The organism is Longimicrobium sp. (genome assembly GCA_036377595.1).
Classification (GTDB): domain Bacteria; phylum Gemmatimonadota; class Gemmatimonadetes; order Longimicrobiales; family Longimicrobiaceae; genus Longimicrobium.
Window position 1 is genome coordinate 43,757 of record DASUYB010000133.1, and the last position, 24,455, is coordinate 68,211.

Below are 24,455 nucleotides of genomic sequence, written 5' to 3' on the forward strand. Positions count from 1 at the left end.
ACGCGGAGACGCGGAGGCGCGGAGTGCTCTCTCCGCGTCTCCGCGTCTCCGCGTGAGGCCTTCTGTTCTCGCCATCAGGCGTCGAGAGCGCGGCGGAAGGAGAGGGCGAGGACCACGGGGAGGCCTTCGTCCGCGGCGTAGCGGTCGAGGCGGCCGGCGGCGGCGTAGAAGGGGCGCAGCTCGGGGCCGATCACCCCGTCGCGCCAGTCGGCCAGCTCCAGCCCGGCGTCCGCCGCCGCGCGGACGTGATCGTCCAGCTCGTGGACGTGGTGCTCGATGTCGTGCACCGCGCCGCCTGCGTCGCGGAACGAGCGGGTGTGCCCCGCGCGCGCCGCGTCGGGGTGGAAGTCGGTGACGACCACCGTGCCCCCGCGGCGCACCACGCGCCCCAGCTCCGCGTACGCCGCGTCGAGCGCGGGGAGATGGCCGACGACCAGGCGGCACCACGCGACGTCGAACGTCCCTGCCGCGAAGGGGAGCGCGCGCACGTCCGCGGCGGCCAGCAGCGGGCGCATCGTCTCATCCTCCCGCGCCCCCGCGGCCAGCATCTCCCAGGTCAGGTCGGCGCCGGCGAGGAGCGCGGCGTCGGCGTGCGCGCGGAGGCGGCGGGCGGTGCCGCAGCCGGCGTCCAGCAGGCGCAGCCCGGCCGGCGGCGGCGTCAATTCGCTCACCAGCCGGTCGTCCACGAAGCTGATGGCCGTCTCGGCGTCGTAGCTGGGCGCCCACAGGCGGTACGCCTCGCGCGGGGCGAGCGGCGGCGCGACAGACGTGCTCACGCCATCACCGGCTCGGGCGCGGCGGGCGGGCGCAGGTGCCCGTACGCCTGCGTGTCTTCCGGCGCGGTCTGCGACCAGCGGCGGACGGTCCTCAGCAGCGCGGCGTCGCTGAAATCGCCCTTCTCCCAACGCCTCCGCGCCAGGATCCTGCCGAGCGCCTTCCCCCAGTCGCGCGTGCGGCGGTCGTGCAGCGAGGGAAAGCGGCTGTCCAGCACCAGCCGGAAGTTCTCCACCCGCGTCCGCAGGCTCCCGTTCATCCAGGGGACGTGCGGGTCCTCGTGCGTCATCCACTTCACCCACTCCGGCTGCGTCCACTCCTCCAGCGTGTCGGGCGTCATCGACACCGCGTCGACGTTCCCGTACGTCCCCCGGCGCTGCGGGGTAGGCGTGTAGAAGTAGGTGATCAGCTCCATTGACGGGTTGATCGCCTTCAGCCTGCGGATGAAGCCGAGCGTGGTGTCGATCTCCGACGCGGGGTCGTCGGGCCCGCCCAGGACGAACGAGAACTCGGGGATGATCCCGTGCTCGCGCGTCCTGGCGGCGATCTCCAGCGTCTGCGCGATCGTCAGCGTCTTGTTCATCTTCTTCAGCACCTCGTCGCTCCCCGACTCGGCGCCGTAGAACACCATCGTCAGCCCCGACTTCTTCAGCGCGCGCCAGGTGTCGTCCGACAGCCGCAGCATCAGGTCGACGCGCGCCTCGCACCACCAGCGGATCCCCAGCGGCGTCAGCCGTTCCGCGATCTCCAGCGCGTGGTCTTCCTTGAGGAAGAAGTTGTTGTCGTAGAAGTGCACGGCGTCCATGCCGTGGTTCTTCACCAGCCATTCGAGGTGCCGCGCGGTGCGCTCCGGGCGCCCCTGCTTCTCGCGGCTGCCGAACACGGAGATGACCCCGCAGAACTTGCAGCCGTACGGGCACCCGATGGACGCCTGGTACACCCCCGTCCGCCGCCCCAGGAAGGTGGGGAGGAGGTAGTCGTCGATCGGGATCTTGTGGTACGGGGGATCGGGAAGCTCGTCCGGCCCCACCCACGGGCGCTCCAGGTTGATGCGGTTCTCGCCGGACGCGTCGCGGTACATCAGCCCGGCGACGGTCTTGGGATCGCGCTCGCCGTCCATCACCTCCAGCAGCTCGCGGAAGGCGTGCTCGCCCTGGCCGCGGATCGCCCAGTCGATGTAGGGGGCGGAGATCACGGGCTGGGGATAGAGGGAGGGAAAGTTGCCGCCCCAGACGATGGGGATCTCGGGGAAGCGCGCCTTCACCTGCTTCGTCAGCGGCACGGCGGCGACCAGCTGCGGCCCCGGCATCACGGTGAAGGCGATCACCCGCACCGGGTCCGGCCCCCCGCGGCGCGCCTCGACGTGGCGCGTGATCTCGGCCAGCGGATCGATGCTGGGGCGGTTGCCGTCCACGATCTCCCACTCCGTCCCCTCCGGCAGCGCGGCGCCGATTGACATCACGGAGAGCGGGAAGCGGCGGTTCTTCGGTGCGGTGGCCCGCGGGTTCACGAACAGGATCATGGGACGGTGCACTCCCAGAGGTCGAAGCGCGACGGCGCGCGCCGCCGCCGGACGAAGGCGACGAGCGGCCGGATCTCGTAGGCCAGCGGATAGCGGACGCGGTGCCGGCGCCAGTGCAAGCCCAGCGGCGCCGACGCGGCGGCGAGCGAATCCGCGGTCAGGTACTCGATGAACGGCAGCGCGGTGAGCGCGTCCGCGCGCCCGCCGAAGCGCGCCGCGGCGTGGCGGCGCTTCTCCTCCACCATTGCCCTCCCGTCCTTCTCATGGCGATAGAAGGGCGAGTCGAGGATGACGATGCGCCCGCCCGGCCGAACCACGCGCTTCGCCTCGGCCAGCGCGGCGCGGAGGTCGAGCGCGTAGTGCAGCGCCGCGTTGAACACGGCGACGTCGAAGCTCGCGTCCGCCGCGGGGATGGCCTCGAAGCTCGCCGCCACCCGCCCGAACAGCTTCGGGAGATGGGGATCGTACCCGGCGGCGGCGCCCAGCCCGTCGACCGCGTCGTCGCGCACGTCCATCGCCGTCGCCGCGTGGCCGAGCAGCGAGGCGCGGTAGCAGAGCCAGCCGTTCCCCGCGCCGAGGTCGAGGAGGCGGAGGGGACGTCCTGCCGCGCGCGCCATCGGCCGCAGGACGCGGCGCTCGAACGCGTCGTAGGTGCGCGAGCGGATGGCCCACTGGCTCGCTGTCGGCCCCTCCGCGAGGTACGGCAGTGCCAGCAACTCGGCGACGCCGCCCGCACCGCGCCCCTCGGCCGCGCGGTGGGCGCCGTACTCCGCGCGGAAGCGGGCGAGCGCCTCGGCCTGCGCCGTCATCGCGAGTCCTCCGCCGGCGCGGGCGCGTCCGTCCGCTCCAGGTGGAAGAGGACGTGGTCGCCCAGCAGCGCGAGCGGCGCCTCCACCGCGCGATCCATCATCTCCAGAAATGAAAGGAGATGGGGATGTCGGGAGATCCACGGCTCCGCGGCGCTGGGGGGAACGAAGACGCCGATGCCGCGCGTACGCCGCCGCCGGAACCAGGGCGCGAACGCGCGCGCGATCTCCCGCGGGCGGTGATAGCGCACGGTGAACTCGCGCCCGCCCAGCCGCGCGGCCACCTCCCCGCGCGAGAGGCGGCGGAATCCCGCCCGCGGGCGGCCGAGGATCGTCTCCGTCACTATCTCCCCCGGCGGGAAGGGGCCGAAGAGCACCAGCAGCGCCGGCGCGCCGGGCCGCAGCAGCCGCGCCAGCCCCCGCGCGACGGGGCGCAGGTCGGTCACGCAGTTCAGCGCGGCGAAGTTGGAGAACGCGCCGTCGAACGGCACCTCGCCCGCGGCCTCGCGCGCCGCGGCCAGCGCCTCCATCTCCTCCGCGGGACACACCTCCGCCGTCGCGGGGGCGGCGCGGCCGGCCAGCTTCCGCGCGGCGATCTCCACCATCGCGGGCGAGGCGTCGGTCAGGTGGACCGAACGCCCGTGGTCCGCGAGGTACGACGCATCCTCCCCCGTCCCCCCGCCCAGCTCCAGCACGCGCGCGCCGGCCGGGAAGGCGCGCAGCAGTTCGCGCCGCACCGCGCGGCGCTGGGCCGCGACGCTCAGCCACGCGCCGAAGCGCTCGTCGAACTTCGGCGCCACGGTGTCGAACGCCGCCGCGGCGGGCGGCAGCGCGCGCGTCTCCATCACGCCGGCGCCCCCGCCAGCTCGGGCGCGCGCTCCCCGGGCTCGTCCGCCGTCAACTGTGCCCACACGAGCTCCATCGCCGCGCGGTCGGCGCCGGGGCGCGCCTCGTCGTGCAGCGCGTCGCGCAGGCGGCGGTAGAAGGCGGTGGAGTAGGTGCCGTGGAAGAGCATCGCCAGGTCGTTGGTGTCGCTCCAGTTCTGCTTCACCCCCAGCTGCGCCTGCACCTTCTGGTGGAACTTGGTCCCCGGGAGCGGATAGGCCACCGACACGCCGATGTCGTCGGGGCGCTCGTCGCGCACCAGGTCGCGCGTCATCAGCACGTCCTCCCACTCCTCGCCGAGATAGCCCAGCTGCAGGAACCAGCAGGCGCGGATCCCGTGCTCCTTGAGCGTCCGCGTAGCGGTCCGCACCTGCTCGATCGTCGACCCCTTGTCCATCGCGTCGAGGATCTTCTGCGACCCCGACTCCACGCCCAGCCACACCTCCTCGGCCCCGGCGGCCTTGAGCGCGGCCACGGTGTTGGGGCGCATCAGGTTGACGCGCGTCTGGATCATGAAGGGGATGCGCGCGTCGCGGATGCCGATCTCCTCCGCGAACTCGGCGATCCACTCCGCCGTCAGCCCCCAGATGTCATCCGCGAACCAGAGGTGGTCGGGCGCGACGCTCTCCTTCAGCCGGCGGATCTCCTCCGCGGCGCTGGCGGGCGAGCGCTGGTCGTAGCGGCGGCCGAAAAGGGGCTTCGCGCACCAGTTGCAGCCGTACGGGCACCCGCGCGAGGTCACCACGTTCCACGACAGCCGCCCGTGCGCCCCGGTCCACGCGCGGCGGTAGACCTCGGCGTCGACCAGGTCCCACGCGGGGAACGGCAGCGCGTCCAGGTCGCGCACGGCCGGACGCGGCTTGGTCCGCCACGCGCGCGCGTCGCCGTTCGCCAGCGCCAGCCCGGCGACGTCGCCCAGCGGCGCATCGGGGTCGGCGAGCCACGCCTCGGCCAGCTCGGGAACGCCGCTCTCCGGGTCCCCCAGCAGCACGGCGTCGGCGCCCGCCGCGAGGTAGATCTCCGGGTGGTCGCTGGGGTCGGAGCCGTTGATCACCACGCGGGCGCCGGCGGCCTTCGCGGCGCGCACCATCTCCAGCGCCGCCTCGCGCATCCGCAGCGTGCACATCTTCGTGAGGAAGTTGAAGCTGTCCTCGACGATGGCCACGACGCGGGGCCGCACCGCATCCACCATCTCCGCGAACTCGTGCGGGCCGGCGGAGAGCATGGCGTCGAACAGGGCGACGCGGTGGCCGCGCTCGCGCAGCACGGCCCCGGTGATGAGCGTGGCCAGCGGCGAGTAGGGCTTCATCTTCTCGACCTGCTTGGGGTCGAGGAGAAGGAAGTACGAGTGGGCGACGAGGATCGGAGCGTTCTGGGCCAACGCGGCCTCCCGGAAGTGGACGGATCGCAAGGCGGTCTTGGAGAACGGTTCCGGCGCGCGGCCGGACATCATTGTCGCGCTGTCGCGGGGCGGGACAGCTCCCCCGCGCGGATGTGCCACGCCGCGACGGGTGCGGGCGGAGAGGAGACGACGGCCCCGCTCGCGCCCAGGCACGCAGGGGCCGGGTGCGGGCCGCGCGTCGGTCTCCCCCGACGGAGCGGAGAAAGGAGCCAACTCCTTGTCCGGCAGCCGCTTGGGCTGCCGTGGCGCAGCGCCGTCCGGGCCGCCGGCGCCTGGATCGGGTCACCTCCGGGCGATGGCCGTTGTCACGGGCATTCGATGTGACGTAGATCGGTTCGAACACCCGAACAAGGCAACCGCCGCGCCCGGCACCCTTCCCCCGCCCGCGACCCATGCCCCGCGTCTCCCGCCGACGTAGCAGGCACGTAGCACCTACGGTTCGCGTGCGCGGGGCCGCCGTCAAGGCTCTTGAAACGTCCGTGGCACGAAGCGGGGTCTCATCGCACGGAAGGGGACGATGCGTGTCGTCCAGGTGAGCTGCCACCGCGATCCGCTGCGCCGCGGCGGCGCGGAGCTGCTGGAGACGTGGACGGCGCTCCCGCTGGCCGCGCGCGCCGCCGCGGACGCCGGGTGCGACGTAACCGTGGTCCACGCCGCGTGGCGTGACGAGGAGATCACGCGCGACGGCGTGCGCTACCGCTTCGTGGCCGAGCCGGAGCTCCCTCCGCGCGTTTCCCGCCGCCTCCAGCCCCGCCTCGTGGCCGCCGTCCGCGCGCTCCACCCCCGCGTGGTGCACCTGCAGGGGATGGGGATGCCGCAGGCGCGCTGGCTGTGCGGCAACGGCGCGGCGGTGGTGGTGCAGGACCACTCCGAGCCGCCGAAGACCGGGTGGCGCGGCGCGGTGCAGCGCTGGGCGCTGGCGCGGGTCGACGGCGTGCTCTTCACCGCGCGCGAGCAGGCCGAGCCCTTCTTCGCCGCGGGGGCGCTGCGGGCCGAGACGCCGGTGTTCGAGGTGCTGGAGTCCACCACCGCCTTCACCCCGGGCGACCGCGAGGCGGCGCGGAGGGAGACGGGGATCGGCGGCGACCCGTGCCTGCTCTGGCTGGGGCACCTCGACGCCAACAAGGACCCGCTGACGGTGCTCGAGGCCGTCGCCCGCGTCCGCGAACGGCTCCCCGCGCTGCGCCTGTGGATGTGCTACGGCACCGCGCCGCTGGAGGCCGCGGTGCGCGCGCGCCTGGCCGCGGAGCCGGAGCTGGCCGCGCGGGTGGCGCTGCTGGGGCCGGTGCCGCACGCGCGGGTGGAGCAGCTCTGCCGCGCGGCCGACCTGTTCGTGCAGGGGAGCCGCCGCGAGAGCTGCGGCTACGCGGTGCTCGAGTCGCTGGCCTGCGGCGCCACTCCTTTGGTGACCGACATCCCCGCCTTCCGCCGGCTGACGCGCGGCGGCGCCGTGGGCGGCCTCTTCGCGCCGGGCGACGCGGACGGGCTGGCGCGGCTCATCCTGGCCTTCGCCGCGCGGTCGCAGGCGGAGTTGCGGGCGCGGGCGACGGCGCACTTCGCGGCGCACCTGTCGCCCGCGGCGCTCGCGCGCGAGCTGGGGGCGGCGTACGCCGCGGTGGCCGGGAGGCGGCCGTGAAGGTGGCGATGGTGGTGCCCGGCGGGGTGGACCGCGGCGGCACGGAGCGGGTGATCCCCGTGCTGCTGGGGATGATCGGCCGGGTGGCGCGCGAGCACGAGCTGCACGTCTTCGCCTTCCACCAGGAATCGGAGGCGGGGACGTGGCCGCTACGGGGCGCCACGGTGCACAACGCGGGGCGGCCGCGCTCCGCCGCCCGCGCGCTCCGCGACCTGGTGGCCGAGCACCGGCGCAGGCCGTTCGCGGTGATGCACGGCGTGTGGTGCGGCCCCGGGCTGGTGGCCGCGGCGGCCGGGCGGCTGCTGCGCCGCCCCGCCCTCGTGCACCTGGTGGGCGGCGACGCGGCCGCGCTCCCCGAGATCGGCTACGGGCTCCTCCGCACCCCCGGCGGGCGGCTGCGGCTGCGCACGGTGGCCGCGCTGGCCGCGCACCTGACCGCCAACAGCGACTACAACGTGCGCCTGATGGCCGCGCGCGGCGTCCGCGCCGAGCGGGTTCCGTACGGCGTGGGCGTGGACGAGTGGCCCCCGCTGCCCCCGCGGCGGCGACGCCCCGGCGCGGAGGCGCGGCTCCTCTTCGTCGGCTCGCTGAACCGGGTGAAGGACCCCTGCACGCTCGTCCGGGGGATGGCCGCGCTCCGCGCCCGCGGCGTGGCCTTCCGCCTGGACGTGGTGGGCGAGGACCTGCTCGGCGGCGAGGTCCACCGCCTGGCGGCGGACCTCGGCCTCTCCTCCATCGTCCATTTCCACGGCTTCCTCCCCCAGGCGCGACTCCGGCCGCTGATGGAGCGCGCCGACGCGCTGCTGGTCACCAGCCGCCACGAGTGCGGCCCCATCGTGGCGCTCGAGGCGGCGCTCTGCGGCGTGCCCACGCTGGGGACGCCGGTCGGGCACCTGGCCGACTGGGCGCCGGAGGCCGCCGTCCCCTTCCCCGCAGGCGACGCGGACGCGCTGGCGGAGACCGCCGCCGCGCTGCTGGGCGACGAGGAGCGCCGCCTGCGCGTGGCCTTCGCGGCGCAGCGGCGGGCGCTGCACGACGACGCCGACCGCGCCGCCGCGCGCGTGCTGGACATCTACCGCGAGCTCACCCGAACCCGGGAGCGCACGTCGTGAGTCCCGAGCCCACCCTCCTGGCCATCCGCCTGGCGCCCGCGCGCCACTTCGCCGCCGTCACCCTGCCCGTGCTGGGGGTGCCGGTGCGCTTCGAGTCCAACTCGCCCGAGGTGGTGCGGGTGGCCGAAGAGTCGTTCGGGTGGTGGCGCGTGCTGGAGCGCGACCCGTCGCTGAGCGTGGGCGGCGGGCGCGCGTGCATCCGCATCCGCGTGCGGCCGGGGGGGCGAGGGGTGGGGATGGGATGCGAGGTGGACCACGGCGTCCCCCGGCGCGACCTGCTGATCGTCTCGGGCCCCGCCGTGCGCGGCTACGCGGATGCGCTGCGGCGCGAGGCCGTGGCCGAGGTGGACGAGGCGCTGGTGGCCGAGGGGCGCCACTTCCGCACGCTGGTGCTGGAGGCGATGGCGCTGTTCCTGGTGACGCGGCAGGACCGCGAGCCGCTGCACGCCGCGGCGGTGGTGCGTGGGGATACGGCGCTGCTGCTGGCCGCGCCCAGCGGCGTGGGGAAGAGCACCACGGCCTACGCCGCGCGGCGGGCGGGGTTGAGGGTGCTGGCGGAGGACGCCGTCTTCCTGCAGCTGCGCCCCTTCCGCGTGTGGGGGATGCCCGGCGCGATGAACCTGCACCCCGCGTCCGCGCGCTTCTTCCCCGAGCTGGCGGGCGTGCCGCCGACGCGGATGGTGAACGGCAAGCACAAGCTGGCACTGTCGCTGCGCGGCACCGACGGCGCGGCGGAGTGGCCGCTGGCCGGCCCCGTCGGCGTCTGCCTGCTCGCGCGCGGCGGGGAGGCGGAGGTCGAGCGGGTCGGCGCGGAGGAGATGACGCGGCGGCTGACGTCGGGGCTGGAGCCGGGGTTCAGCCACTTCACGGGGACGATCCGCCCCCGCGTGCGCCGGCTGGTGGAGCGCGGCGGCTGGCGGATGACGCTCCCCCCGCACCCGGCGGATGCGATCCCCCTGCTCCACCGCATGCTGGACGAGATCGACGCGTAGGGCCGGCCACCGAAAACTCAAGTATCCAAAACAGAAAGTCTCACGCAGAGTTAGCAGAGTCAGCAGAGAACTGCAGTTTCCTGCAGCTTTTTCTCTGCTAACCCTGCTAACTCTGCGTGAGATCAAGTCTTTTAGAATCTACATCCCCGACCCCGTCATCCTCGGCCGCACCTGGGCGAGGACGCCGGGGACGTCGTCGGCCAGCACCACCGCCAGCTCGCCCTCGCCCAGCAGCGAGAGGGCGCGCGCGACGGCGTCGGCCTCGGTCTCCACCTGCTCGATCTGGTCGCCGCGCAGGCCGGCCTCGCGCAGCCCCTCCACCAGCAGCCCGGCCACCTCGCCCGGACGGCGGCCGCGCAGGTCGTAGTCTTCCTTGACGATGGTGTAGTCCAGCCCGCTGCAGAGCGCCGCCACCGCGCGGATGTCCTCGTCGCGCCGGTCGCCGGGGACGGCGATCACCCCGATGCGGCGGCGCGCGGGGATGTCGGCCACCATCTGCATCAGCCCCGCGACCGCGGCGGGGTTGTGCGCGTAGTCGACCAGCACGCGGGTCTCGCCCACGCGCAGCAGGTTTAGGCGGCCGGGGGTCATCGACGGGCTGGGGAAGAACGACAGCAGCCCGGAGCGGATGGTGTCGTACCGCACCCCCTGCACGTACGCGGTGGCGATGGCGGCCAGGATGTTTCCCTGCTGGAAGCGCGCGGCGCCGCCCATCATCAGCGGCACCTCGTTCACCCCGGCGATGGGGATGCGCAGCCGGCCGCGGCGGATCACGAACGTCCCCTCCTCGATCCGCGCCCCGATCCCCCCGCGCGCGATGTGCTCCTCGAACTTCTCGTTCCCGCCCTCCGGCATCACCGAGAAGAAGACGATGTCGGCCCCCGTGCGGTCGCGCATCGCGTAGACCAGCGGGTCGTCGGCGTTCAGCACCGCGTGCCCCTCGCGCTTGACGACGGCGGGGATCACCGCCTTCACCTCCGCCAGCTGCTCCAGCGTGTTGATCCCCCGCAGCCCCAGGTGGTCGGCCGAGACGTTGAGGACCACGCCCACGTCGCACTCGTCCCACCCCAGCCCCGCGCGCAGGATCCCGCCGCGCGCCGTCTCCAGCACCGCCACGTCCACCGTCGGGTTGGAGAGGATGATGTTGGCGGAGAAGGGGCCGGTCATGTCGCCCTCCATCACCAGCCGGTTCTGGAGATAGACGCCGTCCGTCGTGGTGAACCCCACCGTCTTCCCCGTCTGCCGGAAGAGGTGCGCGGTGAGACGGGTGGTCGTGGTCTTCCCGTTCGTTCCCGTGATGGCGATGACGGGGATGGTGTAGCCCGCGCCCGGCGGGTAGAGCATGTCGATGATCGGCGCGCCCGGGTTGCGCGGCTTCCCCTCGGTGGGATGCGTGTGCATTCGCAGTCCCGGCGCGGCGTTGACCTCGATGATCACCGCCCCGTTCTCGCGGAAGGGAACGGAGATGTCGGGGGAGAGCACGTCGATCCCCGCGATGTCGAGCCCCACGATCCCCGCCGCCATCTCGCACGCGGTCACGTTGTCGGGATGGATCTCGTCCGTGCGGTCGATCGACGTCCCGCCGGTCGACAGGTTCGCCGTCGCGCGGAGATAGACCTGCGCCCCCGCCCCGGGGACGGAGTCGAGCGAGAGCCCGCGCGTGCGCAGATAATCCTCCGTCACCCCGTCGCTCGGCAGCCTTGTGAGCGTCTTGGTGTGCCCCCGTCCCCGCCGGGGGTCGCGGTTGGCCTCGTCGATCAGCGCGCGGATGGAGCTGCGCCCGTCGCCGATCACGTGCGCGGGCACCCGCTCCGCCACGGCGACGAGCCTCCCGTCGACGACCAGGATACGGTAATCGCGCCCGCTGACGTACTGCTCGACCACGACGCGGCGCCCGTACGCACTGGTGACCGGCCAGGCGGCGCGCACCGCCTCCTCTCCGTCCAGCCGCCCGGAGATGCCGCGGCCGTGGCTGGCGTCGAGCGGCTTCAGCAGCACGGGGTAGCCGATCTCGCGGGCCACCTCGATCGCCCCGTCGAGCGTGGACGCCGTGTCGCCCTGGGGGACGGGGAGGCCGATGTTGCCGAGGACGCGGCGCGTGTCGTCCTTGTCCTGCGCGATCTCCACCGCGATGGCGCTGGTGTAGTCGCTCATGGCGGCCTGGATGCGCCGCAGGTTCTTCCCCAGCCCCAGCTGGACGAGGGAAAAGGAGTTGAGGCGGCGGACGGGGATGCCGCGCCGCACCGCCTCGTCCACGATGGCGGCGGTGGACGGGCCCAGGCGCACGGCCTCGAGCAGGTCGTGCAGGTCGTGCACGGTGCCGTCCACGTCGAACGGCTCGCCCGCGATGCAGGCGCGCACCAGGCGGACGGCGTCGCGCACCGCCTGCATCCCCACGTCCTCCTCCTCGTAGGCCACGATCAGCCACCACACGCCGGGGTCGCCGCTCTCCACCACGCGGCCGAAGGAGACGTCGCACCCGGCCAGCGTCTGCAGCTCCAGCGCGACGTGCTCCAGCACGTGGGGGAGATGCGTGCCTTCGTGGAGGCGGGCGAGGAAGCCGCCCTCGCCCGGGCGCGAGCAGGGATGGTCGCGCAGCGTGGGGACCAGCTCCACCAGCCGTTCGTTGAAGCCTGGGAGGTCGGTCGACGGGACGTCCTCGAGCGCGCCCAGCGTCAGGTCGCAGGCGATGACGGGGGCCAGGCGCCAGAAGTTGGGCCCGCGCAGCGGCCGCAGCCGCGAGATGCGCAGCTCTTCGGGGTCGAAGGCGGCCAGGCCGGCCGCGGACTGCGTCTGTGTGTCGGACATGGGGGAGGTGGAGAAGCCGGGGGGTGGCCGCGCGCGCGTCAGCCGCGCGCGCTCCGGAGCTGCCGCCACTCCTGCGGATCGCGCACGCCGCCGCCGCGCGCGGGCGCCGCCTTCTCCGGCGCGCTCGCCTTCTCCGGCTCGCAGTCGATGCGGCGCGGGGCGGCGCGGCCCGCGTCGGCGTGCGCGGCCTCGGAGGCGGCCTGCGCGCGGGCTCCCGGCTGGGTGGTGTTCACGGAGATTTCCTGCGGCTGCTTGGCGCCAGCGTGGGGCGTAAGACGTTGCCCCGATTCAGGGTGCGCGAAGGGCGCAGAGAGCATGCCACCCCCGGCGCACTCCGTCGCCTTGCACGAAGAAAACGATGAAATCACACGGAGGAAATGGAGGAACTCAGGTCAGTCCTCCGTTCCCTCCGTTTCCTCCGTGTGATCACTGCCGTTGGAATGGCTAGGGATGCACGGAAACACGAAGGGCGGCCCGATGCCGGGGCCGCCCCTCGATCTTCATCTCCCGAAAAGAACGCTCAGCGGCGCGCGGCCGCCCGCTGCTGCGCCAGCTGCACCGCGTTGAAGACGTTCACCACGCCGCCCGAGACGGAAAGGCTGGCGAACGGCACGCGCGAATCGCCCTCGCCCGGCCGCACCACGTTCTGGTTGGGGAAGCGCGTGGAGGACTGGATGATGATGTCCTTCACGTCCGCGGCGGTCAGGCTCGGGAAGTACGACAGCAGCAGCGCCGCCACGCCCGTGACCACCGGCGCCGCCATGCTTGTGCCCTGCAGCCGCTCGTACCGGTTGTTCGGCACCGTCGACCAGATCGACACGCCCGGCGCGAACACGTCCACGCCCGTGCGGCTGTAGTTGGAGAAGTCGGCCGCCAGGCTGTCGGCCCCCGCCGGCGTCGACGCGCCCACCTCGATCCAGCTGCGCGCGGTGCCGCCGTTCAGGAAGGTGCGCGTGGGGTAGCTGGGCGAGGTGTCGAGGTTGGCGCCCTCGTTCCCCGCCGCGTGCACGATCAGCACGCCCTTGCCCTCGGCGTAGCGCACCGCCTCGTCCACCGCGCCCTTCTGCGGCGAGTAGGCCTTGCCGAAGCTCATGTTGATGATCTGCGCGCCGTTGTCGGCCGCGTAGCGGATGGCGTTGGCGATGTCCTTGTCGCGCTCGTCGCCGTCGGGCACGGCACGCAGGATCATCAGCCGCACCGCCGGGGCGATCCCGTTCAGCCCCGCGTTGTTGCCACGCACCGCGCCGATGATCCCCGCCACGTGCGTGCCGTGGGTGGCGTCGGGGCCGGTGACCTCGGCGTTGCCGTAGCCGCGCTCGTTCAGGTTGGTGGTGTCGTCGCCCACGATGGGGCGCGGGTTGAACGACGGGTTCAGCCCGTACTGCAGCTTGTTCTCCTGGTCGCGCTTGTACTCCGAGAGCGATTCCACCGTCCACCCCTGCTCGGCCGCCGAGAGCCAGCGCTCGCGGGCCTGCTGCACGTCGAGCCGTACCGAGCGCAGCCGCCGCACGTTCTCCTCCGTCAGCGAGTCGCCGTTCAGCGCGGGGCGGATGACCGCCTCCAGCTGCTGCAGCTGCGGGAGGATCTGCTTGACCGCCGCCAGCTCCTGCGCCGCCCGGGCGCGGTCGGCGTCGAGCTTGCGCTTGGCGTCCTGGAAGAGCTGGTACTCGCGCCGGCCGGCGGCGTCGAGCGTGGCGGGATTCACGTTCTCGTACTTCGCGCGCAGGCGGGCGTAGATGCGCACCGACTCGTAGGTGTCGTGGTCCACGTCACGCCCGTCGCGGCCGCCGATGAAGTCCCACCCGTGCACGTCGTCGACGTAGCCGTTGTTGTCGTCGTCGCGGCCGTTCCCCGCCACCTCGCGCGGGTTGGTCCAGACATTGGGCGCGAGATCGGGGTGGGCGATGTCGACGCCCGAGTCGATGATGGCCACCACCACCGGGCGCGCCGTCTTCCCCGGCAGCAGCTCGGCATAGGCGCGGTCGAGCCCGATCCCGTTGACGTGGTTGGAGACGGGGTCCAGCTGCCACCAGTTCCGCGGCGGCTCGTTGGTGGTGGTGTCGGCGGGCGCGTCCTGCTGCGCGAGGCCGAGCGAAGGGGCAAGGACCAGCGCGAGCGCCGGCACGAAGAGACGGCGGAAAGGCTTCATCGAGGGACCGGGGTTGAAGAACAGCCGCCGCGCTCGGGGCGCGCGGCGGCCTTGTGTGCTCAGTACATCCGATGCGCCGGAGGGGTTCCGGCCGGCAGGGAGATGGGACGAACCTCGCACGTGGCGGGATCAGGCGTTCCCCGCCCCATCCCTCTCCTTCCCGATCATCAAAACCGGGAACGACGATACCGCCCGGAGACGCCCGGGGCCAGTCCGGGTTGACATGCAACCGCGCGGTTGCATATTGAGAGGCGTGGATGCCGACATGGACGCCGTCTTCCGAGCGCTGGCCGATCCGGGCCGCAGGCGGCTGCTGGACCTGCTGCACGCCCGCAGCGGCCAGACGCTGGGCGAGCTGTCGGCGCAGATGGAGGTGACCCGGCAGGCGGTCTCCAAGCACCTGGGCGTGCTGGAGGCGGCCGGCCTGGTCGTCACCCGGTGGAGGGGGCGCGAGAAGCTGCACCACCTCAACCCCGTGCCGATCCACGAGATCAGCGAGCGGTGGATCGGCAAGTACGAGCGCACCCGGCTGGATGCGCTCGGCGCGCTGAAGCGGAGCCTGGAGGAGGAGCGATGACCCTGACCACGCAGAGCACCATCTACGTCACCTACATCGCCACGAGCCCGGAGCGGGTGTGGGAGGCGCTGACCAGCGCGGAGTACACGCGCCGCTACTTCTTCGGCCGGAGCGTGGAGTCGGAGTGGAAGCCCGGCTCGGAGTGGGCGCTGCGGATGGAGGACGGGCGCGTCGACGTCGCCGGGAAGGTGCTGGAGGCGGACCCGCCGCGGCGGCTGTCGCTGAGCTGGCGGGTGGAGTGGATCGAGGAGATGCGGCACCTGCCCGAGGCCGTCGTCACCTACACCATCGAGCCGGTGAGCGACGGCCTGGTGCGGCTGACGATGGAGGAGGCGCACCCCACGCCCATCCCCGAGGAGCTGCTGGAGGGTGGCCGGCAGGGGTGGCCGATCATCCTGAGCGGCCTGAAGACGCTGCTGGAAACGGGCCGGCCGCTGCCGCCCTTCCCTGTCCCCGAGCCGCCGAAGTCATCCTGAAAAGACCGGGCTCACGCAGAGGAGCAGAGGCAGCAGAGAACCGATCGGTGTCCTCTGCTGCCTCTGCTCCTCTGCGTGAGCCATTCAGTTTAGATCGTCTGGACTGCGCCAGCCGCGGCCTCACCGCTCCGCCAGGTACTCGTGGATGGAGGTGATGGCCACGGAGCCGTCGCCCACGGCCGAGCCCACGCGCTTGACGGCGCCCGCGCGCACGTCGCCAGCGGCGAACACGCCGGGGCAGCTGGTCTCGCGCGGCAGCGGATCGCGCTCCAGCGGCCAGCGCCCGCGCACCTGCGATCCGGTCAGCAGGTAGCCCGCGTCGTCGCGCATCACGCCATCCCCCAGCCACTCCGTCTCCGGCGCGGCGCCGATGAACACGAACAGCGCCTCGCAGGCGGCCTGGCGCGTCTCGCCGGTGCCGACGTTTTTGATCGTGATCTCGTGCAGCCGCTCGTTTCCGCGCGCCGACTCCACAGTGCAGCACGGGCGCATGGTCACGTTCGGCGCCGCGCGGATGCGGTCGAGCAGGTACTGCGACATCCGCTCGCCGAAATCCTCCTCCAGCGCCAGCATCGTCACCGACTTCGCGTAGCGGGCGAGGAGGAGCGCGGCCTGTCCGGCGGAGTTCCCCGCGCCCAGCATGTACACGTCGCGCCCGCGCACCGCCGCCGCCTCGGCCGCCGCGGCGCCGTAGTAGACGCCGCGCCCCAGGTACTGGCCGCACCCGGGTGCGTCGATCGTCCGCCAGGCGACACCCGTCGCCACGAGCACGGCCTTGGCGCCCAGCTCGCCGCCGTCGTCCAGCCGCACGCCGCGGTAGTCGCCCTCGGCGTGCAGCCCCGCGGCCGCGCGGGTGACCACGATCTCCACCCCGAACGCGCGCGCCTGCTCCATCGCCCGCTCCGTGAGCTCGGCGCCGCTGATCCCGCCGGGAAAGCCGAGGTAGTTCTCGATCCGGGCGCTCTGCGCCGCCTGCCCGCCGGGCGCCTCGCGCTCCACGATCACCGTCCGCAGCCCCTCCGATCCCCCGTAGACCGCCGCCGCCAGCCCCGCGGGCCCGCACCCGGCGATCACCAGGTCGTAGAAGGGCGCCGCGGGCTCCGTCCGCATCCCCACCTTCTCCGCCAGCGCCTCGGGAGAGGGGTTCGCCAGCCGCGAGCCGTCGGGGAAGAGGAGGAGGGGAAGGCGCGCGCGCTCGTCTTCGGGAAGAGACGCGAGGATGCGCCGGCCCTCGGGCGAGACCGCGGGATCGTACCAGTGGTAGGGGATGCGGCTGCGCGCGAGGAAGTCCTTCACCTCGTGCGTGCGCGCGCTCCAGCGGTCGCCCACCACGCGCACGGGCGGGCGGTGCGGCAGGCGCGCGTGCGGGCCGTCGGGCGGCGGCGGGTGGGTGGCCATCGCGTTGGAGGATGGAGATCAGACCGACTGCCGCTCGCGCGCGCGGCGGCTGGGCTGCGCGTTGGCGGTCAGCGGCTCCTCGATCGGGTCGCCGCTCGGGAAGAGCGGGCGCCCGGTTTTGAGATCGAACCCGTAGCCGTCCGGCAGGATGTGCACCAGCGCGTCGGTGATGGCCAACGTGTCGTCGTCGCTCGCGCTCGGCGCGTTGGTGTGGGTGACGCGGCCGCCCAGCACCATCACCGCGCCCTCGCCGAGCACGGTCAGGCGCTCGCCGGGCTCCACCTCGACGGCGGTGTTCTCGTCGATCCCGATCCCCAGCACCTGCGGGTTGTGGGCGAAGATGGTGAACAGCCGGCTGGGGCGGCCGCGCTGGTTGAAGTGGGTGTCGACCACGGTGTCGCGCCAGTAGCCCAGCCCGGGCGCCAGGGAGACGTCGGCGCGGCGCACGGTGCCCTCCTCGCGGCCGCCGATGATCATCACCCCGCTCATCGCCGCGGCGCCCGCGCTGGTGCCGGCGACCACCAGCCCCTCGCCGTACAGCCGCTCGCGGATGCGCTCGCACATGTCGGTGCCGGCCATCAGCGCCGTCAACCGCAGCTGGTCGCCGCCGGTGAAGAAGATGGCGGTGGCGCGCTCCACGCCCTGCAGGATCTCCTTCGTGGCGGCCTCGTTGCGGTTGGTGATGGGCGCGGGGATGACCTCGGCGGCGCCCAGCTTCCGGAACAGCGGCCCGTAGCTGCGGATCTTGTCGTGCGGCTCCTCCGACGGCGACGAGCAGACCAGGATCCGCGCCGACTTCCCCCCGGCCAGCTTCACCAGCCGGGGGAGGATGCACATGTCCTTCTCGTCGGGGTCCTCCGCCCCGCCGATCACCAGCAGCCGCCCGATCCGCCGCTTGCCGTTCGTGCCTGCCATCGTGATCCGATCCGGTTCATCACTCCGTTCGCTCGGTCCACGGCACAGGTCTCAAGGATCACGCCAAGGGTGACGCACTTCGGTGCACACCGCGGAGACCCTCACCCCCCGGCCCCCTCTCCCGACAGCAGGAGAGGGGGTGACGCGGGGGAGATGACGGTCTTCTACATGTAGATCACCGTGCACCTGCGCGGCGACGTGCGGGCCGCCGCCGGTGTAGGCGCCGTTGTCGAGGATCGAATCGCCCAGCAGCACCACGCTCCGCCGCGCCTCCGCCATCTCCCTCCATCCTGTTTTCAGTCGATGCGCGGCCCACTCCAGCCGACGAGCCGGAGCGGTCCGCGGACAGGTTACTTCTTCACCTTGTGCGCGATCTCGGCCACCTTGCGGCCGATCCCCTCCATCGTGGCGGCGGTGGCGCCGTGCACGGCCTCGCCGACGGCTTCCGCCTTGCCGAGCAGCGTGTCGGGGCCGGCATCGAGCCGCTTGAGCCGGCTCTCGGCCCACTCGTAGTGCTTCTCCTCGTCGCGGGCGGCGCGGCGGAGGACGCCGGCCACGTTCTCGGCGTGCGGGCGCGCGGCCGCGGCGGCGTACTTGGCCACGGACTCGCCCTCGTTGGCCTTGAACGCCAGGATCAGCGCGCGATCGCTCCCCGCGAGGGCGCCCAGCCCCTGCACCGCCAGCTTGAAGGGGCTGCTGGAGGCGTGCGGCGCCTCGGCGGGGGTGCCGCCGGCGGCGCGCACCAGCTCGGTCAGCTCGCGCACGTGGCGCTCGTGGTCACGGCGGAAGCCCTCCAGCGTCTCGCGGTAGGTGACGCTCTCGAAGTTCTCGATGGCGATGGTGTACGCGCCGATCGCGTCGAAGTCCAGCCGCAGCAGGTCGTTCAGCTCGGCGATCAGTGCCGCGCCGCCCATGGGTTCGTCGGCCATCACTCTCCTCCACGTTGGGGTTCACCGGGAGGCGGTGGGGCTGGCGAATCCCGTGCCGCACCGGACGCACCGTCCGTATTCCAGGCTATACGACGGAAATCGCTGGTTCTCACGCGGAGACGCGGAGACGCGGAGAAACTCAGCCCATTGCGGTGAGTTCTCCGCGTCTTTCGCGTCTCCGCGTGAGATTTCTTTCCATGTAAGCACTCGCCTTTCCTGCCCTTCCCTGCTGACTCTGCTAACTCTGCGTGAGAAAAAAGCAATGTCGGACGACGGCAACGATGCAATGGTTTACGCTGTAAACAGCATCTGCAGAACCCGATCAACCGCGCTCCGCGTGCACTTCCCGGCCCTCTCCCGCCGCGGCGTCGAAGTGATCGGAGTAGGAATGTTTACCGTAATAACTTTCACGCCGTAGACGCATTTCTCCAGAGTTTACACTCTCCTAAACTGCCACTACATAACGAGATACAAACTTATACGGTGTGTGCGGCCCCGGCAGCTTGCTTCGGAAAATATTCGGTATTACTCTTGCTTCGGAGGCGCACCGATGAGGCCGCCGCTGGAACGGAGAAAGATACCGAAGGGCCACCGTGGGAACAGCAGCCGCACACGACCTGGACCGGCTCCGCGTGGAGCTGGAGAAGCGCTTCGGCACCGCCATCCGCCCGCTGCCGGGGCTGGAGCAGGCGCCGGAGCGCGGCTTCCGCACGGGCGTGCGCGCGCTGGACCAGCTCCTTCCCGGCGGCGTGCCCCGCGGCGCGGCCACGCTGTGGAGCGGCCAGCCCACCTCCGGCCGCACCGCCGCCGTGCGCGCGCTGGTGGAGGCCGCCACCCGCGAGACCCTCGTGGCCCTGGTCGACGCCACGCGCACGCTCGATCCCGCGGCGTGGTGCGGCCCGGACGGGCACTCCGCGCCGGGGCTGTGGGTGGCCCGGCCGCCCACGCCCGACCGGGAGATGGAAGGCGCGTGGGTGGCCGAGGCGCTGCTGCGCACCGGCGCCTTCGGCCTGGTGGTGCTCGACGGCCCCGCGCCCGACCCCACCGAGGCGCACCGGCTGCGCGCGCTGGCCCGCGAGACCGACGCGGCGCTGCTGGTCTCCACCGAGGACCCCAACCCCGGGTGGCGCGCCGACGTGCGGCTGGAGTTCCGCCGCGCGGGCGAGGGCGCGGGGCTGGGCACCGGCGGGCGCTTCCGCCGGCGCTCGGGGGTGCGGCTGGCCCGGTCCGCGGGCGCACGCACGGGAGAACGCCACGTCGAGCTCGTCCATGAACCGCCGAATCGCCTGCATACGGCTCCCCGCGCCGCCGACCGGCGCGCCGCAGCCCGGCGCTGAGGCGCGCGCCGCGCTGGCCGGCGCCCTGCTGCGCGCCGCCCCGCGCGTGACCCCCGTGCGCGAGCACCCCCGCGCGCTGTGGGCCGACGCCGGCGGGATGGAGCGCCGCGGCGGCGACGCGGCCGTGGCGCGCGCGCTCCTGGCCGCCGCGCACGAGGCCGGCTTCGAGGCGCGCGTCGGCATCGCCGGCACCTGCATCGCCGCGGCGGCGGCCACGCGCGAGCGGGGGGCCGAGGCGCGGGTGGTGCCCCCCGGCGCCGACGCACGCTATCTCCGCCGCCGCTCGCTGGCCATCCTCCCCATGCCCGGCGACCTGCGCGAGACGCTGGGGCTGCTCGGCATCTCCACCTGCGGGCAGCTGGCGGAGCTCGGCGCGGCCGACGTGGAGCTGCGCTTCGGCTCGGCCGGGCTGGCCGCGTGGCGCCTGGCGTCGGCCGTCGACCCGCGCTGGCCCTTCCGTCCCCCCGCGCCCGGGCTGGTGACGGCGGAGGCGGAGTTCGAGCCGGCGATCGAGTCCACCGAGCCGCTGCGCTTCGTCCTTCCCGGCCTGGTCGACGCCGTCTGCCGGCAGCTGGCCGAGCGGCAGCGCATTCCCGCGCGGCTGCGGCTCGTCCTCGCCGTCGACGGGGTGGCGAAGACGGAGGACGCGCGTGAGGTCCGTCCCGCGCGGCCGACGGCGGACGCGCGGGTGCTGGCCGACCTCTGCCGCCGCGCCGCCGAGGAGCCGCCGGCGGGGGCGCCCATCGCCGGGGTGCGGCTGGAGGCGGCGGAAGACGGCGTGGCGCGCGCCGACCAGCTCGACGCCTTCCGCGCCCCCGCGCCCGACCCCGGCGCGCTGCACGCCGCGCTCCTCCCCGTGTTCGCGCGCTGGGGCGACGGCGCGCTCAGCAGCGCCGTCCACCACGGCGCCCATCTCCCCTCCGAGCACGCGGCCTGGGACGCGCGCGGGAGCGGGGGGATCGCGGGCTTCACCGCCGTCCACCCCCCCTCTTCGGATCTCCCCCCCGACGAGGTGACGCGGCTGGGGAGCGGGACGCTGGACCTGTGCCTCCGCCGCCTCGCCGCCCCCCGCCCCGTGCGCGTCCGCGAGGGCGAAGACCGGCGTCCGCTGGGGGTGGACCTGCAAGCCGTGGAAGTAGCCGGACTTGGGGGCGCGCAGGGGAGTTTTCCACCGGGATTGTGGAAAACTCGATCGCAAGGCCCGGAGCGCATTTCCGGTGGATGGTGGACGAATGGAACCGCGCGAGAGTACTGGCGCGTCGAGTCGCCCGACGGGTGGCTGGGGCTGCTCTACCGCGACGCCGCCACGGGGGGATGGTACCTGGAGGGATGGTACGACTGAGACGGACCCGATGCACTTCCGTGGCACGGCGCAATGGGCGCGGATTTCTCGTAAATGGCGATGGATTCAGGGATTTACGCGGAACTGCATTGTCACAGCGCCTTTTCGCTGGGCGACGGCGCCTCGCTTCCCGAGGCGCTGGCCGAGCGCGCCGCCGAGCTCGGCTACAGGGCGCTGGCGCTGACCGACCACGACGACCTGGGCGGCGCCGTTCGCTTCCACAAGGCATGCGAGGGCGCCGGGATTTTATCCATTTTCGGGGCGGAAATCACGCTGGCGGACGGCTCTCACGCCACCCTGCTTGTGGAAAACCCCGAAGGGTGGGGGAACCTCTGCACGCTGGTCGCCCGGGGGCGGATGAGCAGCCCGCGCGGCATCCCGGGCGTGACCTTCGACGAGCTCGCCGCGCACGCCGCCGGGCTCGTCGCATTGACCGGCTGCCCGCGCGGGCGGATCCCCCGGCTGCTGGCGGCGGAGCGGTGGGACGAGGCGCGCGCCGAGGCCGGCCGCTGGCGCGACGCCTTCGGCGACCGCCTGTACCTGGAGTTGTGGGACCACCGCACCCACGCCGAGGCCTCGCTCTGCGCCGACCTGCTGGATCTCGCGAAGGAGACGGGGACGCCGTGGACGGTGACGCACGACGTGCACTACGCCACCCCCGACGCGCGCGCGGTGCACGACGCGCTGGTGTGCGTCACCGCGCAGGTCACCCTCGACGAGGCGCACCGCCGCGGGCTGCTGCGCGCCTCGGCCGAGTGGTGCCTGCAGCGGCCCGAGGAGATGGCGCGGCGGTGGCGCACCGAGCCCGCCGGCGTCCGCCGCACCCTGGAGATCGCCGAGCGCTGCCAGGGATTCCGCTTCTCGAAAGTCGGCCCCGTCCACCCCGCCTTCCCCCTTCCCTCGCAGTGGCGGACGGGCGACGACTACCTGGAGCGCCTGGCCCGCGTGGGGCTGGCCGAGCGGCTGCCGGACGCGTCGGACCGGCACTGGCGGCAGCTGGAGCACGAGCTGCGCACCATCCGCACGCTGGGGCTGGCCGACCACTTCCTGGTGTGCTGGGACATCTGCCGCTTCGCGCGCGAGCAGGGGATCATGTGCCAGGGGCGCGGCTCGGCGGCCAACTCCATCGTCTGCTACGCGCTGCGGGTGACGGCGGTCGATCCGGTCGCGCACTCGCTCCTCTTCGAGCGCTTCCTCTCGCTCGAGCGCCCCGAGCCGCCCGACATCGACATCGACTTCGCCGCGCTCGACGCCCGCGAGCGCGTCCTCCAGTACGTCTACGAGAAGTACGACCGCGGCCACGCGGCCATGGTCTGCACCCACGTGGAGTACCACGCGCGGTCGGCCATCCGCGACGCGATGCGCGTCCTCGGCTTTCCCGCGACCACGGCGGACTGGCTGGCCAAGCGCGTCGACGGCCATGCGAGCGCCCGGACGGCGGCCGAGTGGCTGGAGATGTCGGAGGGGAAGGCGCTCGCGGCCATCGGGCTCGATCCCGCCGGACCGCGGGCGCGCGCCCTGGTCCGCCTCGTCGCCGGGCTCGACTGCCTCCCGCGCCACCGGGGGATCCACAGCGGCGGCTTCGTCATCTCCGCGAAGCCGCTGTCGTCCGTCGTCCCCATCGAGCCGGCGTCGATGAAGGCGCGGACGGTGATCCAGTGGGACAAGGACGACTGCGCCGACGCGGGGCTGCCGAAGTTCGACCTCCTCGGGCTGGGGATGCTGCGCCTGCTGGGCGAGTGCGTGCAGCTGATCCGCCGGTGGCGCGGGGTGGAGATCGACCTGGGCCGGCTGCCGATGGACGACCCGGCTGTGTACCGCCAGATCCGCGCGGCCGACACCATCGGGCTGTTCCAGATCGAGAGCCGCGCGCAGGCCAACTTCCTCCCCCGTCTGCGCCCCACCTGCTTCTACGACGTGGTGATCAGCGTGGGGGCGATCCGTCCCGGGCCGATGCTGGGGGGGCAGGTGAAGGAGATGCTGGCGCGGCGGCGGGGGAAGGTGCCGACCGAGTATCCCCACCCCGACCTGGAGCCGGTGCTGGCGCGGACGCACGGGCTGGCGCTGTTCCAGGAGCAGCTGATGCGCTGCGCCATCGTGGTCAGCGGCTGCACCCCGGGAGAAGCGGACGCGCTGCGCCGGGCGATGAGCCGCAAGCGCTCGTCGAGCGAGATGCAGAAGGCCACCGAGCGCATCCGCGCGGGGATGGCCGAGCGCGGCGTGGGCGGCGAGGCGGCGGAGAAGGTGCTGGGCTGGCTGGAGGCGTGCGCCAGCTACACCTTCCCCGAGAGCCACGCCATCTCGTTCGCGCTGCTGGCGTACGCGAGCGCGTGGCTGCGGCTGTACTACCCGGCCGAGTACCTGTGCGCCATCCTCAACGCCCAGCCGATGGGCTTCTACCCCGTGTCCACGCTGATCCACGACGCCAAGGCGCACGGGGTGACGGTGCTGCCGATCGATCTTTCGGTTTCGGCGTGGGATTGCACGATGGAGAAGTACCCGGAGAAGTGCCCAGTGCCCAGTGCCCAGTGCCCAGTAACTGTGAGTCTTCCACTGGGCACTGGGCACTGGGCACTGGGCACTTCTTCTCCCGCCGTCCGCATCGGCCTTAGATACGTCCGCGGCCTCGGCTCCGTCACGGGGGCGAGGCTGAAGGCGGAGCTCGAGTGCGGGCCGTTCATCTCGGCGGCGGACGTGGTGGCGCGCTTCGACAGCGAGGCGGGGCTGCGCGCGCTGGCGGCGGCCGGCGCGTTCCGCACCTGGATTCCCGGGGGGCCGCGGCAGGCGCTGTGGACCGTCCTCGGCGAGCTGCGCGCGCGGAAGAGCGGCGGCCCGCTGGCGCCCGCGGACGTGCGCTTCGACGAGCACATCCCCGCGCTGGGGCCCAGCGAGCGCACGCTGATGTCGCACCACACCACCGGCTTCGACCTCGACGGCCACCCCATGCGCCACCTGCGCGAGTGGCTGGAGACGATGGAGGTGCGCACCCTGGCCGAGCTGCGTGACGACCCGCGCCTGGCCAACGGCGAGCGCGTCACGACGGCGGGCGTGGTGATCGTGCGCCAGCGCCCCGGCACCGCCAAGGGCTTCGTGTTCGTGGGACTGGAAGACGAAACGGGGCGCATGGACGTGATCGTCAACCCCAAGGTCTACGCCGAGCAGCGCGAGACCATCAACGGCAACGGGATCCTGGCCGTGCGCGGGAGACTGGGAAAGGAGGACGGCGTCACCAACCTCAAGGCCGAGCAGTTCTACCCCCTCAAGCTCCACGACGCCGCCGCGGTGGTCTCCTCGCACGACTACCACTAGCCGGCGGCGGATCTCGCGACGCCGCTCTTGCCCATCCTGTCCCCATCCTGACGCATCCGGCGCGGCGGCACGCTCCCGCTCGCACG

Annotated in this window: 19 protein-coding genes; 8 read left to right on the plus strand and 11 right to left on the minus strand. The window is 73.1% G+C overall.

The window, feature by feature from the left end; all coding sequences use genetic code 11:
* Positions 1 to 74 precede the first annotated feature (74 nt).
* Genes VF092_24030 through VF092_24050 form a run of 5 tightly spaced genes read right to left on the minus strand, consistent with a single transcriptional unit; the run spans position 75 to position 5,368 of the window.
* Positions 75 to 776 carry a methyltransferase domain-containing protein gene (locus tag VF092_24030; GenBank protein ID HEX6750384.1) on the minus strand — a complete coding sequence of 234 codons (702 nt, stop codon included), beginning with the start codon at positions 774 to 776 and terminating at the stop codon, positions 75 to 77.
* Positions 773 to 2,296: a radical SAM protein gene (locus VF092_24035; GenBank protein HEX6750385.1), complete on the minus strand. Its 1,524-nt coding sequence runs from the start codon at positions 2,294 to 2,296 to the stop codon at positions 773 to 775. The genes VF092_24030 and VF092_24035 overlap by 4 nt, the downstream gene beginning before the upstream one ends.
* The gene (locus tag VF092_24040) at positions 2,293 to 3,105 is read right to left on the minus strand and encodes a class I SAM-dependent methyltransferase (protein ID HEX6750386.1); all 813 of its coding nucleotides are present in this window, start codon (positions 3,103 to 3,105) and stop codon (positions 2,293 to 2,295) included. Before VF092_24040 ends, VF092_24035 begins: the two co-directional genes overlap by 4 nt.
* A complete protein-coding gene (locus VF092_24045) occupies positions 3,102 to 3,947 on the minus strand; it encodes a class I SAM-dependent methyltransferase (protein HEX6750387.1) in 846 nt (281 codons plus the stop codon). The genes VF092_24040 and VF092_24045 overlap by 4 nt, the downstream gene beginning before the upstream one ends.
* Positions 3,947 to 5,368: a radical SAM protein gene (locus VF092_24050; protein ID HEX6750388.1), complete on the minus strand. Its 1,422-nt coding sequence runs from the start codon at positions 5,366 to 5,368 to the stop codon at positions 3,947 to 3,949. Before VF092_24050 ends, VF092_24045 begins: the two co-directional genes overlap by 1 nt.
* A 538-nt stretch (positions 5,369 to 5,906) precedes the next feature.
* On the opposite strand from VF092_24050, the gene VF092_24055 reads away from it, so the two are divergent.
* The 3 genes from VF092_24055 to VF092_24065 are packed head-to-tail and all read left to right on the plus strand — an operon-like array spanning position 5,907 to position 9,129.
* Positions 5,907 to 7,025: a glycosyltransferase family 4 protein gene (locus tag VF092_24055; protein HEX6750389.1), complete on the plus strand. Its 1,119-nt coding sequence runs from the start codon at positions 5,907 to 5,909 to the stop codon at positions 7,023 to 7,025.
* Positions 7,022 to 8,137 (plus strand): glycosyltransferase family 4 protein, encoded by a 1,116-nt coding sequence (locus tag VF092_24060; GenBank protein HEX6750390.1) that lies wholly within the window; start codon positions 7,022 to 7,024, stop codon positions 8,135 to 8,137. Before VF092_24055 ends, VF092_24060 begins: the two co-directional genes overlap by 4 nt.
* Entirely contained in the window at positions 8,134 to 9,129 is a 996-nt protein-coding gene (locus tag VF092_24065; GenBank protein ID HEX6750391.1) for a hypothetical protein, read from the plus strand. The genes VF092_24060 and VF092_24065 overlap by 4 nt, the downstream gene beginning before the upstream one ends.
* Positions 9,130 to 9,267: 138 nt before the next feature.
* Here the strand turns inward: VF092_24065 and cphA are convergent, their stop codons facing one another.
* The 3 genes from cphA to VF092_24080 form a co-directional block, all read right to left on the minus strand.
* Positions 9,268 to 11,937, minus strand: coding sequence for a cyanophycin synthetase (cphA, locus tag VF092_24070; GenBank protein HEX6750392.1), 2,670 nt, complete (start codon positions 11,935 to 11,937; stop codon positions 9,268 to 9,270).
* Between the two features lie 38 nt (positions 11,938 to 11,975).
* Complete coding sequence (locus VF092_24075) at positions 11,976 to 12,170, minus strand: hypothetical protein (GenBank protein HEX6750393.1); 195 nt, start codon at positions 12,168 to 12,170, stop codon at positions 11,976 to 11,978.
* A gap of 287 nt (positions 12,171 to 12,457) precedes the next feature.
* Positions 12,458 to 14,086: a S8 family peptidase gene (locus VF092_24080; GenBank protein ID HEX6750394.1), complete on the minus strand. Its 1,629-nt coding sequence runs from the start codon at positions 14,084 to 14,086 to the stop codon at positions 12,458 to 12,460.
* Between the two features lie 265 nt (positions 14,087 to 14,351).
* On the opposite strand from VF092_24080, the gene VF092_24085 reads away from it, so the two are divergent.
* Both VF092_24085 and VF092_24090 read left to right on the plus strand, forming a co-directional pair.
* Positions 14,352 to 14,663 (plus strand): metalloregulator ArsR/SmtB family transcription factor, encoded by a 312-nt coding sequence (locus VF092_24085; protein ID HEX6750395.1) that lies wholly within the window; start codon positions 14,352 to 14,354, stop codon positions 14,661 to 14,663.
* Complete coding sequence (locus VF092_24090; protein ID HEX6750396.1) at positions 14,660 to 15,139, plus strand: SRPBCC family protein; 480 nt, start codon at positions 14,660 to 14,662, stop codon at positions 15,137 to 15,139. The genes VF092_24085 and VF092_24090 overlap by 4 nt, the downstream gene beginning before the upstream one ends.
* Positions 15,140 to 15,259: 120 nt before the next feature.
* Here VF092_24090 and VF092_24095 read toward each other — a convergent pair whose 3' ends face one another.
* The 3 genes from VF092_24095 to VF092_24105 all read right to left on the minus strand — a co-directional run bounded on the left by VF092_24095 (position 15,260) and on the right by VF092_24105 (position 18,381).
* Positions 15,260 to 16,537, minus strand: a complete 1,278-nt coding sequence (locus tag VF092_24095; GenBank protein ID HEX6750397.1) for an FAD-dependent oxidoreductase — start codon at positions 16,535 to 16,537, stop codon at positions 15,260 to 15,262.
* 18 nt (positions 16,538 to 16,555) lie between these two features.
* On the minus strand, positions 16,556 to 17,452 hold the full coding sequence (locus VF092_24100) for a cyanophycinase (protein HEX6750398.1): 897 nt from the start codon (positions 17,450 to 17,452) through the stop codon (positions 16,556 to 16,558).
* Between the two features lie 350 nt (positions 17,453 to 17,802).
* Positions 17,803 to 18,381 carry a DUF2383 domain-containing protein gene (locus tag VF092_24105; protein HEX6750399.1) on the minus strand — a complete coding sequence of 193 codons (579 nt, stop codon included), beginning with the start codon at positions 18,379 to 18,381 and terminating at the stop codon, positions 17,803 to 17,805.
* A 593-nt stretch (positions 18,382 to 18,974) separates the two neighbouring features.
* Here VF092_24105 and VF092_24110 point away from each other — a divergent pair.
* The 3 genes from VF092_24110 to VF092_24120 are packed head-to-tail and all read left to right on the plus strand — an operon-like array spanning position 18,975 to position 24,369.
* Positions 18,975 to 19,718: a hypothetical protein gene (locus VF092_24110; GenBank protein HEX6750400.1), complete on the plus strand. Its 744-nt coding sequence runs from the start codon at positions 18,975 to 18,977 to the stop codon at positions 19,716 to 19,718.
* Positions 19,651 to 21,060 (plus strand): hypothetical protein, encoded by a 1,410-nt coding sequence (locus VF092_24115; GenBank protein ID HEX6750401.1) that lies wholly within the window; start codon positions 19,651 to 19,653, stop codon positions 21,058 to 21,060. Before VF092_24110 ends, VF092_24115 begins: the two co-directional genes overlap by 68 nt.
* Before the next feature lie 54 nt (positions 21,061 to 21,114).
* Positions 21,115 to 24,369, plus strand: coding sequence for an error-prone DNA polymerase (locus VF092_24120; GenBank protein HEX6750402.1), 3,255 nt, complete (start codon positions 21,115 to 21,117; stop codon positions 24,367 to 24,369).
* The last annotated feature ends 86 nt before the right edge of the window (positions 24,370 to 24,455 follow it).